At 44.2% G+C, this 17,908-nt stretch carries 12 protein-coding genes, 4 pseudogenes and 1 riboswitch; of the genes and pseudogenes, 13 read left to right on the top strand and 3 right to left on the bottom strand.

Going from position 1 to position 17,908, the window contains the following annotated elements; genetic code table 11:
* The first annotated feature begins 84 nt into the window (after positions 1 to 84).
* Together DQQ01_RS10995 and DQQ01_RS10990 are read left to right on the top strand one after the other, a co-directional pair.
* Complete coding sequence (locus DQQ01_RS10995) at positions 85 to 432, top strand: TRM11 family SAM-dependent methyltransferase (RefSeq protein ID WP_111920078.1); 348 nt, start codon at positions 85 to 87, stop codon at positions 430 to 432.
* A pseudogene (locus DQQ01_RS10990) lies at positions 404 to 955 on the top strand (DNA adenine methylase); the annotation flags it as partial. The gene DQQ01_RS10995 and the pseudogene DQQ01_RS10990, both read left to right, overlap by 29 nt.
* 193 nt (positions 956 to 1,148) lie before the next feature.
* On the opposite strand, the gene DQQ01_RS10985 reads toward DQQ01_RS10990, so the two are convergent.
* From DQQ01_RS10985 to DQQ01_RS10975, 3 genes and pseudogenes are all read right to left on the bottom strand, one after another.
* Positions 1,149 to 2,579 carry a phospholipase D family protein gene (locus tag DQQ01_RS10985; protein ID WP_111920077.1) on the bottom strand — a complete coding sequence of 477 codons (1,431 nt, stop codon included), beginning with the start codon at positions 2,577 to 2,579 and terminating at the stop codon, positions 1,149 to 1,151.
* 34 nt (positions 2,580 to 2,613) lie between these two features.
* A pseudogene (locus DQQ01_RS10980) lies at positions 2,614 to 3,376 on the bottom strand (AIM24 family protein).
* Positions 3,377 to 3,408: 32 nt separating this feature from the next.
* Positions 3,409 to 4,633: pseudogene (locus DQQ01_RS10975) on the bottom strand (6-phosphofructokinase).
* 232 nt (positions 4,634 to 4,865) lie between these two features.
* On the opposite strand from DQQ01_RS10975, the gene fba reads away from it, so the two are divergent.
* The 11 genes and pseudogenes from fba (at position 4,866) to DQQ01_RS10920 (ending at position 17,888) form a co-directional block, all read left to right on the top strand.
* On the top strand, positions 4,866 to 5,735 hold the full coding sequence (fba, locus tag DQQ01_RS10970; protein ID WP_111920076.1) for a class II fructose-1,6-bisphosphate aldolase: 870 nt from the start codon (positions 4,866 to 4,868) through the stop codon (positions 5,733 to 5,735).
* 166 nt (positions 5,736 to 5,901) lie between these two features.
* Positions 5,902 to 7,257, top strand: coding sequence for an MATE family efflux transporter (locus DQQ01_RS10965; RefSeq protein WP_111920075.1), 1,356 nt, complete (start codon positions 5,902 to 5,904; stop codon positions 7,255 to 7,257).
* A gap of 57 nt (positions 7,258 to 7,314) precedes the next feature.
* Positions 7,315 to 8,667, top strand: a complete 1,353-nt coding sequence (locus DQQ01_RS10960) for an alanine/glycine:cation symporter family protein (RefSeq protein WP_111920074.1) — start codon at positions 7,315 to 7,317, stop codon at positions 8,665 to 8,667.
* A gap of 107 nt (positions 8,668 to 8,774) precedes the next feature.
* Entirely contained in the window at positions 8,775 to 11,012 is a 2,238-nt protein-coding gene (locus tag DQQ01_RS10955; RefSeq protein WP_242980345.1) for an NlpC/P60 family protein, read from the top strand.
* 107 nt (positions 11,013 to 11,119) lie between these two features.
* Positions 11,120 to 11,854 (top strand): tRNA pseudouridine(38-40) synthase TruA, encoded by a 735-nt coding sequence (truA, locus tag DQQ01_RS10950; protein ID WP_111920073.1) that lies wholly within the window; start codon positions 11,120 to 11,122, stop codon positions 11,852 to 11,854.
* A 28-nt stretch (positions 11,855 to 11,882) separates the two neighbouring features.
* Complete coding sequence (locus DQQ01_RS10945) at positions 11,883 to 12,329, top strand: PaaI family thioesterase (protein ID WP_111920072.1); 447 nt, start codon at positions 11,883 to 11,885, stop codon at positions 12,327 to 12,329.
* 86 nt (positions 12,330 to 12,415) lie between these two features.
* A complete protein-coding gene (locus tag DQQ01_RS10940; protein ID WP_111920071.1) occupies positions 12,416 to 14,107 on the top strand; it encodes a glutamine--tRNA ligase/YqeY domain fusion protein in 1,692 nt (563 codons plus the stop codon).
* Between the two features lie 2 nt (positions 14,108 to 14,109).
* Complete coding sequence (gene pdxR, locus DQQ01_RS10935) at positions 14,110 to 15,579, top strand: MocR-like pyridoxine biosynthesis transcription factor PdxR (protein ID WP_111920070.1); 1,470 nt, start codon at positions 14,110 to 14,112, stop codon at positions 15,577 to 15,579.
* Between the two features lie 12 nt (positions 15,580 to 15,591).
* Positions 15,592 to 15,703, top strand: a riboswitch (TPP riboswitch).
* A gap of 119 nt (positions 15,704 to 15,822) precedes the next feature.
* Complete coding sequence (locus DQQ01_RS10930; RefSeq protein WP_111920069.1) at positions 15,823 to 16,119, top strand: thiamine-binding protein; 297 nt, start codon at positions 15,823 to 15,825, stop codon at positions 16,117 to 16,119.
* Complete coding sequence (locus DQQ01_RS10925; RefSeq protein WP_111920068.1) at positions 16,088 to 16,852, top strand: ABC transporter permease; 765 nt, start codon at positions 16,088 to 16,090, stop codon at positions 16,850 to 16,852. Before DQQ01_RS10930 ends, DQQ01_RS10925 begins: the two co-directional genes overlap by 32 nt.
* A gap of 18 nt (positions 16,853 to 16,870) precedes the next feature.
* A pseudogene (locus tag DQQ01_RS10920) lies at positions 16,871 to 17,888 on the top strand (ABC transporter substrate-binding protein).
* The last annotated feature ends 20 nt before the right edge of the window (positions 17,889 to 17,908 follow it).

The following is a 17,908-nucleotide window of genomic DNA, read 5'->3' as shown; positions in this document are numbered from 1 at the left end:
ACCCTTTTCACTATAAATGAATAGTATAACATGCAGGAAATACAAAACTAATTCATGTATAGTGAAGGGGGACTTTTGTAGAGAATACTATTAAGATTAGATATTACAGTCTGGTCATTTCCAGAGAGGGGAAGTTGGGCAACACACTCAGGCAAATATAGAGGTAATTGGTCACCCTATGTTCCAAGAAATATAATATTACGATACTCAAATCCAGGAGAGTGGATTTTGGATCAATTCTTAGGAAGTGGTACGACACTTGTTGAGGCAAAACTGCTTAATCGGAATGCAGTAGGTGTTGATATCAATCCGCAGTCAGTTTCTATTTCGGAAAAAAATCTCCAATTTCAAAGCAATTCAAAGTCAAAAATATTCATAAGAGAAGGAAATGCATTAAACTTAGTTCTATTCCTTGAGAGAACAGTACAATGACAAAATAATGAAAGAAGAATTGGATCTTGAAATGGCGGCATTGTTTGTGTTTTTGAATAAACATTGTTTTAATGGGGTATATCGAGTGAATGGGAAGGGTTTATTTAATGTTCCATATAATAATAGCAGAAGAAAATCCGTAGATACAGATTCGATTAAGGCAATTTCAAAATACTTGAAAAGTGTAACAATTATGGAAGGGGACTTTGAGGAAGCTTGTAAAAATGCAGATACAGGAGATTTTGTTTTCCTGGACAGCCCTTATGCCCCATTGAATCCCACATCCTTTGAATCTTATACAAAAGAGGGCTTTGATGTTGAAAGCCATAAGCGACTTGCAGATTTATTTGATGAATTAACAGCAAGAGGCTGTTTTTGTATGTTGACAAATCAGAATACAGAATTTATTCATGAATTATATGGAAAGAAAGGGTATAAAATGGATGTAGTCAGTGTAAAACGTTTTATCAATGCAGATGCATCAAAACGTGTTGGTGAAGAAGTGATTATATGCAACTACTAAGGCGGGAGGCGATATGATGAGAAAAAGTATAGAGGATAAGCACAGGTTTAACCGAAGGTGGATAAGATTATGAAACAAACTTTTGGAGCATGTTTATAGTATTGATGATATGGAACAGGGCATAATGAAAAAAATATTTCAGTAAAAATCATATAACTCCCAACACGATATGGACTGTGTTGGGAGTCTAAAATTACAAAAATCTCCGAAGGGGAAGAATCAGCACTCTTAAAACACCGTAAAATAGCTTCTTTCCGGTACTCATTTCTTTTGCCTTATAATTTTCTCCATACTGGTATGTGCCGTCTTCCTGCATGACCTTACTATAGGTTTTATCTGTTTCGGCTTCTTTTCGTATCATGGCATTTAATTCCTTTGAATCTACAGCAAGCATTAGTTCTGTATCCTGATAAGTGCTTCGCATATCCAGATTGTAAGAGCCTACAATGCTCATGCGGTCATCTAAAAGCACAGCCTTGGTGTGGCAGGAGTGTTTTCCCATAAATTCATAGACCGTTACTCCGGTTTTGCGGATATTTTCTTTTTGGTTTAAATAATCGGTACAACCCCAGGGGTTGGCGCCGCTGGCAACATCATTGGTAATAATTTCCACAGGAATATTTTTCTCCTTTAATGGAAATAAATCCTGATACATTTCTTTTCCGCAGATAATGTAGGGCGTGTAAATAGTTACGTTTTTTGCCTCAGACATGAGCCGGTGCAGAGAATACCATACCCAGGGCTCTTTGTTTTCGGACTTCAGGGGATTGCACAGCAGGGAAACCTTATTGGTTTCAAAGGTACGTCCTTCGTAATTCCAGGGCTTATAAGCCTCAGGATACAGTGTTTGCAGCTTTTCAAAGCGTTTTTCCAACTGTTTGGCAGCGTCCTGTACCTTTTCACTTTCCCTTCTGCACACAAAATCTTTGCTGTCTGATAATGTCCAGATATTTTCAAAATATGTTTTTACCTGAGAAAGGGAGGAATCAGGATTTTCCCTGGTTTCGTATACAAAAAGCTCCCGGTCAATATTTTTGGAAGAGGAATAATCTCCCAGGAAAAGATTCATGGTGTTTCTGCCTCCCAGAAGATACATCTGCTCATCAATGATGACATATTTGTCGTGCAGTCTTGCCTGCATATCCCAGGGCTTTAAAGGATTGATGGAATTATATACTCTGACCTGTATATTTTCGTGAGCCGCCAGGGCTTCAAACCATTCCCGGCTTTGCAGTTTCATATCCAGAAGACCGCTGAAGCCGTCCACAATCACCCGAACTTTTACACCACGGTCTGCTGCATGATAAAGCGCTGCCATCACATCTTTTCCTGCCTTGTCTGCATTGAAATCAAAGGTGGAAAGAATAATTTCTTTTTTGGCGTTGTTTATCATATTCAAACGGTATAAAAGAGCATCGGTATTGTCCGGAATATAGGCCACTCGCTCTGTTCCTACAGCAGGACTGTAAAATTCTCTGGAAGAAAACTGTTTTTTAAAGGACGCGGATACCTTCTTATGCGGAAGATAGGGAATGGTTAAGGAACCAACATATATAAGAATAAATAACAGCAGTCCATGTTTTTTCAGAATCTTTTTCACGGAAAAACCGGAAATTTTATGCATGAGGAAAGCCTCCCTTTCTCGTTGGTGTCATTGTTTAATTTCCGACCGGTGCAAGCAGAACCTTTCCTGTGCCACGGTACACATTTACAAGACCTTCTCCTGAAGCTGCGGATCCAATGAGGGATTTTCCGGAGCGTTCTACCGTAAAGTCCAGACTTCCACTCCATGCAATTGCCATATTGCCGTCAATCTTCAGAACATCGTCCTGCAGCGTGATTTCCACAAGCTCTTCCTTTGGACAGGCAGATTCCAGGCAAACAGCGCCGTTCCCAACCAGTCCCAGATTAAACAGCCCTTCATTTCCGGCAACTGTGGAAGAAAGGTTTGCGCGCATGACCGCTTTGTGACGAATAGAAGAGTCACAGGCAAGAAACAGACCGTCATCCAGTACAACAGAACCATTCCAGTCTTCCAGATTTAAAAGGATAAGATGCTTATAGGTTGGTTCTAAAACCATAATGCCGTCACCCTTGTATTCCGGTTTAATTGCAGATTCTCCTGTGACTTTTCCGCGGACAGCCTTGCCGAAAAAAATCGCCAACCCCTTTCAGTCCTGTGGTTGCATTTACATTTCCAACGGTCCACTGCATAGCTCCGGCCTGTACTGTGATATGTGCTTTTTTTAAATCACAGATTACCTGTCTTTTACGTACATTCATAGCATTGCAGAAATAAGCAGTTGCTGCATCAGAAGGCATAACACTTAAATCGCGCAGGTATTCGATAACAGTAAAAGGACCTGTCTGGTCCACAATGCGGATATCGTCATTGTTTGTAAAGTTGGAAACTTGGAACATAAAAAAACCCCTTTCCTGATAAAATATAGTGTCTATTTTCTGGATACAAAATCCCAAAGACCATCAGAACCCAGCGGAATATCTACCACGCCCTGAATCAGCGGGAGAGCGTAAGCAATAAAATTCCTCTGTGACATCAGAACCTTCCCCGGAAATCCAAGCAAGCGGCACGGTTTTTTCCCTGTTACAGATTTCATTTACATCTTCCAGTCCCAAAGCCATACGGTAAGGAAGATCAGAGGATCTTATATAAGAAACCATTTTTCCTGTTTCGCCTTTTAATGCAGCTTTTACTCCAAATTCGCCGGCACGAATGGCTTCCTTTTGGTCAGTAGCTGACATCATGGAAGCGGAGCAGCGCTGGCTTACATTTAATTCCACAGAACGGGCTTTTACCTTTAAGCGGTTTCTCACCAGATTTTCCAGATATTTACCGCAGCCTGCCAGCATTTTGTGACCAAAGGTATCGGTTCCTACGCTGTTGTCATATTCACAGATAAAGGTGCCGTCCTTGTCATGGATACCCTCAGATACGCAGACCACCACATTGGGATTCTGGATAAAGGCAGCCTCTACTTTTGCAAGAAAAGCTTCCTGGTCAAAGTCTGTTTCCGGAAGATAAATGAGAAGGGGATTGTCCTTGCTATGTTTTCTTGCCAATGCGCCTGCAGCTGTAAGCCAGCCTGCATGACGCCCCATGATTTCGATAATGGTTACGGATTTTGTTTCATACACATTAGCATCTGTGGTGATTTCCCGTACCGTAGAAGCCACATAGCGGGCAGCACTTCCGAATCCGGGGGTATGGTCTGTGTGTACCAGGTCATTGTCAATGGTCTTGGGCTCGCCGATAACCCGGATATCACTGCCTGTCTGTGCAGCGTAACGGGAAAGCTTGCTTACGGTATCCATGGAGTCATTGCCTCCGATATAGAAAAAGTATCCGATATTCAGTTCCTTAAATTTCTGAAAGAGCAGGGGATATACCGGGTCACTTAAATCCTCTGGAAGTTTATAGCGGCAGGAGCCCAGATAAGCGCCGGGAGTAGTTTTCAGCTTTTCCAGCTCTTCCGGGCTTAAGGAATCCTGAAAGTTCAGATAACGGTCAGCAAGAAAGCCCTCAATTCCATTGAGCATGCCGTATACTTTGTCAACAGCTTCCTGTCTTATCCCTTCGGAAACAACGCCGTAAAGGCTGCTGTTAATTACTGCGGTGGGACCGCCGGACTGACCTACAATTAAATTTTTTTTATTCATTCTATTTCAAATCCTCCTGTAAAGTTCTGATGAAAATAGTACAGTGTGCCATTATTATACCATGAGCGCAGAAAAGGAGGCGCCGCGAGGCATTTACTTTTCAAGCCGTGGGTTGCACAACGTGCAATCATTATACCATGGATTCTCCGAATTTGCATTAAGAAATGCTTGCCTGAAAGGGAAAATGTGTTATAATAGTTTCAGCACAATAAATAAATGGAGGTCATGAATTATGTTAGTATCAGCAGCAGAAATGTTGAAAAAAGCAAAAGCAGGACATTACGCAGTAGGTCAGTTTAATATCAACAACCTGGAGTGGACAAAAGCAGCACTTTTAACAGCAGAAGAATGCAAATCCCCTATTATCTTAGGTGTTTCTGAAGGTGCAGGAAAATATATGTGTGGTTTCAAAACAGTAGCAGACATGGTAAAAGCCATGATTGAAGAACTGAATATTACAGTTCCGGTTGCTTTGCACTTAGACCACGGTACATATGACGGTTGCTACAAATGTATCAAAGCAGGATTTTCTTCCATCATGTTCGACGGTTCTCACTACCCAATCGAAGAAAATGTAGAGAAAACAAAAGAACTGGCTGGCGTATGTAAAGGTCTTGGACTTTCCCTGGAAGCTGAAGTCGGTTCTATCGGCGGAGAAGAAGACGGTGTCGTAGGTATGGGCGAATGTGCAGACCCGAAGGAATGTAAAATGATTGCAGACCTGGGTGTAGACATGCTGGCAGCAGGTATCGGAAATATTCACGGAAAATATCCGGAAAACTGGGGCGGACTTCGTTTCGATGTTCTGGACGATATTCAGAAGTTAACAGGTGAAATGCCATTAGTTCTTCATGGAGGCACGGGTATTCCGGCTGATATGATTAAAAAAGCCATTGATTTAGGTGTATCTAAAATCAACGTAAATACAGAGTGCCAGTTATCCTTTGCAGCAGCTACAAGAGAATACATTGAAGCAGGCAAAGACAACGAAGGAAAAGGATATGATCCTCGTAAATTATTAAAACCTGGATTTGACGCTATCTGCGAAACAATCAAGGAAAAAATGGAACTCTTCGGTTCTGTTGGAAAGGCATTTGAATAAAACACAGGATAGCAGAAAAAGCGGCATCTTGTTTTTTAAAGGGAAAACGGTATGGCTCAGATGTGGGCTGTGCCGTTTTTTCTGCTCGTTTGTGTGTGAGCTGTTTATGGAGAGAAAACTTATAAACAGAAATGAGTTTTGATGTACAGATGCCTGAGGGAGAAAAATGGAAAAAAATTTTACAAAAGGAAGTATTTTAAGAGCACTGGTGGCTTTCTCCATACCGTATCTGCTTAGTTGTTTTTTGCAGACTTTTTATGGCATGGCAGATTTATATGTAACAGGACAGTATAATGGAGCGGCAGCCATTTCTGCGGTTTCCATAGGAAGTCAGGTTATGCATATGATTACAGTAGTAATCGTAGGTCTGGCTATGGGAACAACAGTTTTACTGGGGCAGGCAGTGGGAGAGAAAAACAAGGGAAAAGCAGGAAAGCTGGTTGGAAATACAGTAGTGCTGTTTCTGGCAGTATCTCTTATCTCTACAGGGATTCTGCTTTTGGTAATACAGCAGATTATGGAATGGGTGTCAGTACCAAAGGAAGCGCTGGGACAGACAAGAGAGTATCTGACCATTTGTTTCCTCGGAATTCCGATTATTACGGCATATAATATTTTAAGCTGTATTTTCAGAGGAATGGGAGATTCCAAAAGTCCTATGTATTTTGTGGCGGCTGCCTGTGTGCTGAACATTTTGTTGGATTTTGCCTTTATTGGAGGCCTTCATATGGGAGCAGCAGGTGCGGCATGGGGAACCGTACTTTCTCAGACAGCCAGTGTGGTTCTGGCATTTCTTGCTATAAGGAAGAAAAAAGGAATGATGCTAAAGCTGAAAAAGCAGGATTTTGTTCCCGATCGACCGACTCTTGGCAGTATTTTGAAAATCGGAGTTCCGGTTGCCTGCCAGGACGGATTTATTCAGATTTCCTTTCTTCTGATTACAGTTATTGCCAATCAGAGAGGCGTGGTAGCTGCCGCTGGAGTGGGGATTGTGGAAAAGGTTATCAGTTTTCTTTTTTTAGTGCCATCTGCCATGCTGTCTTCTATTTCAGCCATTGCAGCACAGAATATTGGGGCAGGAAAGCACGAGCGGGCAGAAAAGACACTGGGATATGGACTGGTTCTTTCTGTTTCTTTTGGAATCCTGGCTGCTGGCGCCTGTATTCTGGCGCCGGAGGCGGTTTTAAAACTTTTTTCTCAGGATAAAAATATTATTGTTATGGGAAGTCAGTACTTAAAGGCATATGCTCTGGATTGTGCCATTGCAGGTGTACATTTTTGCTTCAGCGGTTATTTTTGTGCTTATGGAAGGTCGGCAGTATCCTTTTTGCACAACCTGATTTCTGCAGTATGTGTCCGGGTTCCAGGGGCGTATCTGGCAGCTCTTTATTTTCCGGATACTCTGTATCCCATGGGACTTGCAGCGCCTGCAGGCTCTCTGGTATCTTCTGCTATTTGCATTTTCGTATTTTTCCACTGGAAAAGAAAAGGGATTTTGGGACAGAAGAGGTTTCAGGAATAGGAATGTTTGCTTTTATCAGGGCATAATCTTTAAAAACGAATAAAGGGACAGTCTTTTATGCAGGAATGGATTCATGGACTGCAGAGGTTTGTATGGGGACCCGGTATGCTGGTGTTTTTTCTGGCGGCCGGGCTTCGTTTTACCTGGCAGTCCCGTTTTTTTCAAATCCGGAGGCTTCGACTGTGGCTAAAAACCACGCTGGGGTCTTTAAAGACAAAGGAAAAATCAGAAGAAAAAGAGGAGCATACAATTTCACAGTTTCAGTCCTTTTGCACAGCCCTGGCGGCTACCCTCGGGACAGGAAACATTACCGGGGTGGCTACTGCTCTGATGTTCGGTGGTCCCGGGGCAATCTTCTGGCTTTGGGTATCTGCATTTCTGGGAATGATGACCAGCTATGCAGAAAATTTTCTGGGGATTAAATACCGTTATCGGGATCAGGAGGGACGCTGGAAGGGCGGCGCCATGGTATATATGGAGCGGGGATTAAAATGCAGACCGCTTGCTCTGGTGTTTGCTTTTTGCTGTCTGGGCGCCTCTTTTGGCATGGGAAATATGGTACAGGGAAATTCCATGGCGCAGGGGCTGTGGAATACGTTTCACATAAAGCCCTTTGCATCCGGCAGTATTTGTATGATACTGGTGGCAGTGGCGCTTACAGGCGGGATTAAAAGAATCGCAGCTTTTACAGAGAAACTGGTTCCTGTTATGGCAGGCGCTTATTTGTGCGGAACTCTGGCTGTACTTTTTGTCTTTCGGCAACAGATACCTGCGGCTTTTTCTCTGATATTCAGAGAGGCATTCTGTCTGCGTCCGGTAGTGGGAGGATTTGCAGGATACGGTATGGGGCAGGCAATCCGTATGGGAATTGCCAGAGGAATTTTTTCTAATGAGGCAGGACTTGGCTCTTCGGTAATGGCACATGCAAATACAAGGGTACAATCTCCCCAGGTGCAGGGTATGTGGGGGATTCTGGAGATTTTTATTGATTCCATTGTTGTATGTACCATGACAGCCTTGGTACTTCTGGTAAGCGGGGTATATGAACCCCAAAAATATCTGATGCAGCTTCAGACAGGGCAGGCTGTCACAGACGGTACAACGCTTACCGGTATGGCTTTTGATACGGTGCTTCCCTGGGGCCGGGAGTTTCTGGCAGTGGCAGTAGCGCTTTTTGCATTTGCAACCATTCTGGGCTGGGCTTATTTTGGAGAGCAGACAGCAGAGTATCTGGGAAGAAAGAAGGGGGCAGCGTTGTACCGTCTGGCTTATATTCTGCTCACCCTTCCCGGCTGTATGCTGGCTCCTCAGATGATTTGGGATTTATCTGATGCATTAAACGGTATGATGGCAATTCCAAATTTGCTGGCATTGTTTTTCTTAGGGAAAGAGATTCAGTATGACAGGTAAAAAAACATTTTTTCACGAAGAAGGGTTGTTTTTGTTTTCTGGTTGCGTTAAACTGAGAAAGAGCAAACAGAAATAAGAGATCCTTAGATATTTTGGAGGAAAAAAGATTGAAATTAAAAGAACTAAAGAGGGTACTTGCATTATCTATGGCATTTACACTGGCGGTTCCTGCTAATGTATATGCAGCTGATGTGCAGGTGCAGACAGAAGACAATACGGAAATGGAATCAGAACCTCTGTTGCTGGAGGATACACAGGAAAATACAGAGGAGCCGGAAAATCCAGTTGTTCCTGAAGCCCCTCAAGAACAGCCGGAAACCCCGGAGCAGCCGGAAACCCCGGAGCAGCCGGAAACCCCGGAGCAGCCGGAAGTGCCGGAAACCCCGGAGCAGCCGGAAGTGCCGGAAACACCAGAAACTCCGGAAGCGCTAAAGGGAGAAACCCCGGAGCAGTATGAGCAGAGAACAGGCTACAGGCTACCGGAGGGGCATCACTATGTCTTAGATGAAAACGGCTTTGTGATTCTTCTGGAAGATGGCACACCGAAGATAGAAGCAGACCAGCCGGAAGCGCCAAAGGGAGAAACCCCGGAGCAGTATGAGCAGAGAACAGGCTACAAGTTGCCGGAGGGACATCACTATGTCTTAGATGAAAACGGCTTTGTGATTCTTCTGGAAGATGGCACACCAGAGATAGAAGCAGACCAGCCGGAAGCGCCAAAGGGAGAAACCCCGGAGCAGTATGAGCAGAGAACAGGCTACAAGTTGCCGGAGGGACACCACTATGTCTTAGATGAAAACGGCTTTGTGATTCTTCTGGAAAATGGTTCTCCCCAGATTGCGGCTGATGATATTTCAGCGCCTTCTACCAACGAAGAGCTGGTTGCAAATCAGCAGATTTACGAGGTTCCAAAGCTGGTAGAGGATTTCCGTTTCTGGACAGTGGCAAGAAAATACGCATTTGCCAAGGATAATCTGGAAATCAAAGAGGAAATGAATACAGAAGCCCGCAGTGTGGGGACTCTGGCAAAGGAAGGCGTATGCTACATACTGAAAGAGGAAGAGGACGGCTGGATTTATGTAGAGTCCGGCAAAGTCAGAGGCTTTGTAAAAGCAGATGCTGTCTTTACTGGAGAAGAAGCACAGAAGATTCTGGAAAAATATCAGAAGCAGGCAAAAGAAAAAGCGAAAAAGGAAAAGAAAACCTATACAGGAATCGAAGGAACTGCACCTGTGGCACAGGAGCTGGTGCCTTATCTGGAGAATAAAGCTTTTCTGCATTTGAGAGCCACAGTAAATCAGACGGTTGTGGAAAAAGATTATGCATTGTCAACAGCAAGTCTGCTCAATGTGAGAGAAGGAAAGGGAACAGACAGTCGTATTGTAGGAACGCTGAAAAGGGGAAGTCTGGTTTATGTTATTGCAGAAAAAGGCCAGAATTGGGTGTACATAGAATCCGGTGATGTCCGTGGATTTGTAAGCCGTGAATATCTCAATGTGGAAGAAGCAGTAAAAGCAGAGGTAGAAAAGAACGGCGAGGATGCTTATACCACAGCAGAGATTCAGGTGGATCCAGAAGAAAATCAGGCCCGTTATTACACCCTGACTTCCGTTAAATCCGGTATTCCGGGTGGGGAAGTGAGAAAGTCCATTGTGGAATTTGCCTCTCAGTTTATTGGAAATCCATATGTATGGGGCGGTACCAGCCTGACAGACGGAGCGGACTGTTCCGGTTTTGTGCAGAGCATTTATAAGCAATATGGCTATGATTTGCCGAGAGTGGCAGAAGACCAGGCACAGTACGGAACCAAGATTCCGGTAGAAGATGCACAGCCCGGAGATTTGATTTTCTATGCAAAGGACGGATATATTTTCCATGTGGTTATGTATGCCGGAGATGGCAAAACCATTGAGGCAAAGGGAACCAATTACGGAATTGTATCTGATGATGTAAACAGTGGCTGCGCAGTATGGGCAACTAAGATTCTGGACGATACACAGACCGTATACGGTAGCGGAGATATTGCAGAAGTCAATGCAACGGAAGAAATGTATGGTGATTTGTTAGGAAACTTTAAGCTGACCTATTACTGTGCATGTGAGCTTTGCTGCGATGTGGAAACAGGAATTACGGCAACAGGCACACCGGTTATTGAGGGACAGACCATTGCTGTAGACCCAAACGTGATTCCTTATGGAACGCAGGTGATTATCAATGGTCATATTTTCACGGCAGAAGACTGCGGCGGTGCCATTAAAGATAACCGCATTGATATTTATGTCAATGACCATGAGAAAGCCAACGCTCTGGGTGTGAACTATGCAGACGTGTATCTGCTGAAATAAGATTAAAAAATTCAGATTAGAATAAAGGAAGCACAGAGGGGCTTTTGGTTGACGCCAAAAGCCCCCTGTGCTATTATAATCACTATTTAGGAAGGAGCGAAAACACATTGAATTATCGTTTGGATATACAGTATGACGGCACCCGCTACGGCGGCTGGCAGAAGCAGAAAGACACGGACAATACCATACAGGGAAAAATAGAAGACGTACTGTCCCGCATGTGTGAAACGCCGGTAACCATACAGGGTGCAGGGCGGACAGATGCAGGCGTCCATGCAAGGGGACAGGTGGCAAACGCTCATATGGATACAGACAAAAGCTGTGAAGAAATCTGTGCGTATCTGAATCATTATCTTCCGGAGGATATTGAAATTCTTCAGGTGCGTCAGGCAGCAGAGCGTTTTCACAGCCGGTTAAATGCCAGAGAAAAGGTGTACCAGTATCGAATAGCAGCGGGCTTTCATAAAAATGTATTTGAACGGAAGTACCAGTGCCCCCTTCATGAAAACCTGGATATTGACGCTATGAGAGAAGCTGCGGGATTCTTAGAAGGAACCCATGATTTTAAAAGTTTTTGTTCAAATAAAAAGATGAAAAAGTCTTCCATAAGGACGCTGCATTGTATTGAGATACAGGAAACAGAGCAGGAAATTTGCATAACCTACACTGGGGACGGCTTCCTTTATAATATGGTAAGAATTCTTACAGGAACGCTGATTGAAGTGGGAAGAGGAGTAAGAAAATCGGAAACCATGACAGCGCTTCTGGAAAGCTGTGACAGAAAAAACGCAGGCTTTACAGCCCCGGCAAGAGGGCTGACTCTGCTGGAAGTACGGTATTAAAACACGTTTATAAAGGAGGAACAAGGACATGGAAAACGAAAGAAACCGGGAAATGGAGCAGGAGATAAGGGAGAGCATGGATCGGCTTTATCCCAAAGACCCGGATCATTTATACAGCAAAATGCAGATAGAATTTTATGCTTGCAGTTATGAAAAAAGGAGCGTGACATTGCGCTTCCCGGTACAGAGGTGGGAACTAAATCACATGGCAACCATGCACGGAGGACTGATTGCCACAGCCGTTGACACTACCTGTGGGGTTCTGGTGCGAAGTGTGAGCAAAAGTCAGAGGATTCCCACCATTAATCTGAGTCTGAATTATCTGTCCCCTGCCATGGCGCAGGACGTCCTTTTGGTAACTGCAAAGGCAGACCGCGCAGGACGAAGCATCTGCAATGTATCGGCAGAGTGTAAATCTGAAAAGACGGGGAAATTGATTGCCACAGCAACGGCAAACTTTATGATTTTGGACTGAATTGAAAAAAATAAAAGCAAAGCCTTTGAAAAAATAAAAAATTATGGTAGTATAGTCCTTAGACTATACAGAAGAAACTACAATAGATGGAGGAAGAAAAAGTGGAAAAAGAAACAGCAAAAGAAACCGTTTCTAAAAACTTTATTGAACAGATTATTGAAAAAGACCTGGCAGAAGGAAAATACGAGGAAATCTGCACCCGTTTTCCGCCGGAGCCAAACGGCTACCTGCACATCGGACATGCCAAGTCTATTTTATTAAATTACGGACTTGCACAGAAATATAACGGCAAATTTAATATGCGTTTTGATGATACCAATCCTACAAAGGAAAAGGTAGAATTTGTAGAATCCATTAAGGAAGACATCAAGTGGCTGGGTGCAGACTGGGAAGACCGTCTGTACTTTGCATCTGATTATTTTGAGCAGATGTATGAGGCTGCCGTAAAGCTGATTAAAAAGGGCAAAGCCTTTGTCTGTGATTTGACAGCAGAGGAGATCAGAGAATACAGAGGAACGCTTACCGAGCCTGGAAAGGAAAGCCCTTACCGCAACAGAAGCGTGGAAGAAAACCTGGAATTATTCGAGAAAATGAGAAATGGTGAATTTGAGGACGGCAGCAGAGTGCTTCGTGCCAAAATCGACATGGCTTCTCCGAACATCAACATGCGTGACCCGGTTATTTACCGCGTGGCACACATGACACATCACAACACAGGGGATAAATGGTGCATTTACCCTATGTATGACTTTGCACACCCCATTGAAGATGCCATTGAGGGAGTAACACATTCTATCTGTACTCTGGAATTTGAAGATCACAGACCGCTTTATGACTGGGTGGTAACAGAACTGGAATATCCTCACCCACCAAAGCAGATTGAATTTGCAAAATTGTATCTGACCAATGTGGTAACAGGAAAGCGTTACATTAAAAAGCTGGTAGAGGACGGTATTGTGGATGGCTGGGACGATCCTCGCCTGGTATCCATTGCGGCTCTTAGAAGACGTGGATTCACACCGGAATCCATTCAGAAATTCGTAGAGCTTTGCGGCGTATCAAAGGCAAACAGCTCTGTGGATTATGCAATGCTGGAATATTGTATCCGAGAGGATTTAAAGATGAAAGCGCCTCGTATGATGGCTGTTTTAGACCCGGTGAAGCTGGTGATTGACAATTATCCGGAAGGGGAAATCGAGTATCTGGAAGTGCCCAACAATATGGAAAATCCGGAGCTTGGAACCAGACAGGTGCCGTTTGGAAGAGAGCTGTATATTGAGAGAGAAGACTTTATGGAGGTTCCGGTAAAGAAATACAAACGTCTTTATCCGGAAAATGAAGTGCGTCTTATGAACGCTTATTTTGTAACCTGTACAGGCTGCGAAAAGGACGAGAACGGCAATGTCACTGTGATTCACTGTACCTATGACCCGGCTTCCAAGGGGGGAAATTCTCCGGACGGAAGAAAGGTAAAGGGAACCATTCACTGGATTTGTGCAGAAACAGCAGTAGAGGCAGAATGCCGTCTGTATGAAAATATTGTGGACGAAGAAAAGGGCGTATACAACAAAGAGGACGGAAGTCTGAACTTAAATCCCAATTCTCTGACGGTTGTAAAAGGATGTCTGGTAGAGCCGGAGCTTGGAAAGGCAGAGGCTTATGACCGCTTCCAGTTTGTGAGAAACGGCTTTTTCTGTGCAGACTGCCATGACAGCAAGCCAGGTACGCCGGTATTTAACCGCATTGTATCCTTAAAGAGCTCCTTTAAATTAAAATAAAGATGAACGAACTGTTGATTCCGCTGGATTTAAAGAGCAAACTTCCCATTTATCAGCAGATTTGCGCGTATATTAAAAATGCTGTACAGCAAAAGGATTTAAAGCCAGGGGAACGGCTGCCTTCCTCCAGAGCTCTGGCAAGGTGTTTATCTGTCAGCCGCAGTACCGTGGATCTGGCATACGGGCAGTTGGTTTCAGAGGGGTATATGGAGTCTGTTCCCTGTAAGGGTTATTATATCTGTGAGATAGAAAGCCTTTACGTTTCCGGGAAAGAGAATACAGCGCCTGCATGTGGAAAAGAAGAAAAGCTGTGCAGGGACACAGGAGTAAAGACCTGTCGCTGGGATTTTGCCCTAAACGGCATTTCTGTTGGGAGCTTTCCCCATAATATCTGGAAAAAGCTTACCCGACAGGTGCTTTCTGAAAAGGAAGACGCGCTGTTTCAGCCAGGAAACCCCTGGGGAGAATATGGTTTTCGCTGTGCAATTGCAGAATATCTGTATCAGGCAAGGGGTATGCATTGCCGCCCGGAGCAGATTCTCATTGGAGCGGGAAATGATTACCTTCTTATGCTGCTTGGTACAATTCTGGGAAAAGAGAAGGTGGTGGCAATGGAAAGCCATACCTATCTGAATGCTTACTATGATTTTCTTCATATTGGATATGAGGTAAAGGCTGTTTCTCAGGATAGTAGCGGCATGAGCATTGCCTCACTGAAAAAATCCGGGGCCGAAATCGCTTATGTGATGCCCTCCCATCAGTTTCCGGCAGGCACAGTAATGCCCTTGAAACGCCGCATGGCACTTCTTGAATGGGCCAGGGAAACAGAAGGGCGGTATATTATTGAAGATGATTATGACAGTGAATTTCGTTACCGTGGGCAGCCCATACCTGCCCTCCAGGGCTTTGATGCAAACGGAAGGGTAATTTATATGGGAACTTTTTCAAAATCTCTTGCACCTGCAATCCGTGTCAGTTATATGGTATTGCCGGATTCTCTGGCAAAGATCTATGCTGACAGAAAGAGTCCTTTTGCTGTTACTGTGTCAAGGACAGACCAGAAAATTCTGGAGCTGTTTTTGAAAGAAGGATATTATGAGCGGCATTTAAACCGTATGCGGGCTGTGTACAAGGGAAAGCATGACTGCATGGTACGGGCACTGCGGGAGATGGGGGATATCTGTACCTTTACGGGTGAACATGCAGGTCTGCATCTTACTGTGGAATTTGTGAACGGACTCACTGAAAAAGAGGCTGTGCTGCGGGCGCAAAAAGCAGAGATTCAGGTTTACGGATATTCCGAATATGCCATAGATTTAAGAGAAGAAACAAGAAATCCGGGTGCAAAAGTGCTTCTGGGTTATGCCTGTCTGACAGAAGAGGAGATTACAGAAGCCATGCAGAAGCTTAAGAAAATCTGGTCCTGCGAAGAAACAGAAGACAGAAGGAAAGAGGTTGACAGAAAACCGTAAATACAGTAAACTGAACATTGCAAGGGGAGCTGGAGAAAGTCCGGCTGAGAATAAAACCAGATTCGTTTTAGACCCTCATACCTGATTCGGATAATGCCGGCGTAGGAAGCAGTTTGTAAAATTTGCAGATTCAGATACAGACGTAAATCCCATCAGGTAATCCCTGAAGGGATTTTTTGTTTCATAGGAGAATCTCACAGGCGAGATTCTTCTTTATACCCTAAAACAAAGGAGGAAAACAAGATGAACGCAAGTGTAGCAATTCAGACATTGCCGGAGGCAAAGGACGACGAGGAATTAATCCGTATTGTTGATGAGGTGATTGCCTACATCAAAAGCACAGGAAACAATTATTATGTAGGACCTTTTGAAACCACGATTGAAGGGGACTATGATGAGCTTATGGACATTGTAAAGGAATGTCAGCATATTGCAGTGAAAGCAGGAGCTCCGTCTGTAGCTGCTTACATCAAGGTCAGCTATAAGCCGGAAGGAGATGTGCTGAGTATTGAAAGAAAAGTTACGAAACACCACCAGTAAATTTTGGACAGTGTCCGCAGTGACAGTGCTTCTTATCTTATGGCAGGCAGTTTCCATGGCAGGGCTGATTCCTGATTTTATGCTGCCGTCGCCGATTGATGTGGTGAAAGCCTTTGCAGGAGATTTCAGACTTTTAATGGAACATGCCAGAGTAACTCTTTTAGAGGCTGCACTGGGACTTTTCTGTGGAATTTCGGTGGGCTTTCTTATGGCCGTAATTATGGAACGGTTCGATAAGGTATACAAGGCCTTTTATCCCCTGATTGTTCTGACACAGACCATCCCCACAGTCGCCATTGCACCTCTTTTGGTACTGTGGTTTGGATATGAAATGCTTCCAAAGGTAATTCTCATTGTAGTGGTAACCTTTTTTCCGATTACTGTGGGGCTTTTGGACGGCTTTCGGTCTGCAGATAAGGATATGATAAATCTCATGCGTTCCATGGGCGCCGGGGAATTTCAGATATTCCGCTATATTAAGCTTCCGGGTGCAAGAAGTCATTTTTTTGCAAGCCTCAGAATCTCCGTGTCCTACTCTGTGGTAGGCGCTGTGATTTCAGAATGGCTGGGTGGCTTCAGCGGACTTGGCGTTTATATGACCAGAGTAAAAAAGGCATTTGCCTATGATAAAATGTTTGCCGTGATTTTTCTGATTTCCATTATCAGTCTTCTGCTTATGAAGCTGGTGGAGTTTCTTCAGAGAAAATCCATGCCCTGGGAGCATGTCAAATAAGAAAGAGGAGAAAAACAGATGAAGAAAAAATGGTTAGCAGCAGCTCTGTGTGTGACCATGCTTGCAGTCCTGACCGGTTGTAAAAGCAGCAGTCAAGCAGCAGGAACAGAGGATAATAAAGAGAGCAAAGAAGAAAAACTGACCTTTGTATTGGACTGGACGCCCAATACCAATCATACGGGACTGTATGTGGCAGAGGAAAAGGGGTATTTTAAAGAAGAGGGACTGGATGTGGAGATTGTACAGCCGCCGGAGGATGGGGCAGATGCGTTGGTTGCCTCCGGGAAAGCTCAGCTTGGCATCTCTTTTCAGGATACCATGGCGCCGGGGGTGACCGGAGAGAATGCTCTTCCCAATACTGCCATAGCAGCCGTAGTGCAGCACAATACCTCAGGTATTATTTCCAGAAAGGGAGAGGGTATGGATTCCCCAAAGGGACTGGAAGGAAAGAAATATGCCACCTGGGACGCGCCTATCGAAAAGGCCATGATGAAGAATGTTGTAGAAGGAGATGGCGGTGATTTCAGTAAGGTAGAGCTGATTCCAAGCACAGTGACTGATGAGGTTTCCGCATTAAAGACAAAATCTGTGGACGCAATCTGGGTGTTCTATGCCTGGGGAGGCGTGGCAACAGAGGTGGCAAAGCTGGATACCGATTATTTTGCCTTTAAGGATCTCAATCCAGTGTTTGACTATTATACGCCTGTTATTATTGCTAATAATGACTTTTTAAAGGAAAATCCCGATGCGGCAAAAGCGTTTTTAAGAGCAGTAAAAAAAAGGATATGAATTTGCTATTGAAGAACCGGAACAGGCAGCAGAGCTTCTCTGCAAGGCATCACCGGAGCTGGACAGCGAACTGGTGAAGGCAAGCCAGAAATACCTGGCAGACCAGTATAAGGCAGAGGAGGAGCGTTGGGGATATATGGATCCGGAGCGCTGGAATGCCTTTTATGACTGGCTGAATGAAAACGGTCTTTCTGAAGCAAAAATACCGGAGAATGCAGGATTTTCCAATGACTATCTTCCGGAATAAGAAAGAGAAAGGCGGCATCA

The organism is Blautia argi, assembly GCF_003287895.1.
GTDB classification, from domain to species: domain Bacteria; phylum Bacillota; class Clostridia; order Lachnospirales; family Lachnospiraceae; genus Blautia; species Blautia argi.
This window is presented reverse-complemented; position numbering and strand designations above follow the sequence as displayed.

Excerpts from the sequence above, each read along its gene's own strand:
- DQQ01_RS10985 (WP_111920077.1), bottom strand. The coding sequence starts at position 2,579 with ATGCATAAAATTTCCGGTTTTTCCGTGAAAAAGATTCTGAAAAAACAT.
- fba (WP_111920076.1), top strand. The coding sequence starts at position 4,866 with ATGTTAGTATCAGCAGCAGAAATGTTGAAAAAAGCAAAAGCAGGACAT.
- DQQ01_RS10965 (WP_111920075.1), top strand. The coding sequence starts at position 5,902 with ATGGAAAAAAATTTTACAAAAGGAAGTATTTTAAGAGCACTGGTGGCT.
- DQQ01_RS10960 (WP_111920074.1), top strand. The coding sequence starts at position 7,315 with ATGCAGGAATGGATTCATGGACTGCAGAGGTTTGTATGGGGACCCGGT.
- DQQ01_RS10945 (WP_111920072.1), top strand. The coding sequence starts at position 11,883 with ATGGAAAACGAAAGAAACCGGGAAATGGAGCAGGAGATAAGGGAGAGC.
- DQQ01_RS10940 (WP_111920071.1), top strand. The coding sequence starts at position 12,416 with ATGGAGGAAGAAAAAGTGGAAAAAGAAACAGCAAAAGAAACCGTTTCT.
- pdxR (WP_111920070.1), top strand. The coding sequence starts at position 14,110 with ATGAACGAACTGTTGATTCCGCTGGATTTAAAGAGCAAACTTCCCATT.
- DQQ01_RS10930 (WP_111920069.1), top strand. The coding sequence starts at position 15,823 with ATGAACGCAAGTGTAGCAATTCAGACATTGCCGGAGGCAAAGGACGAC.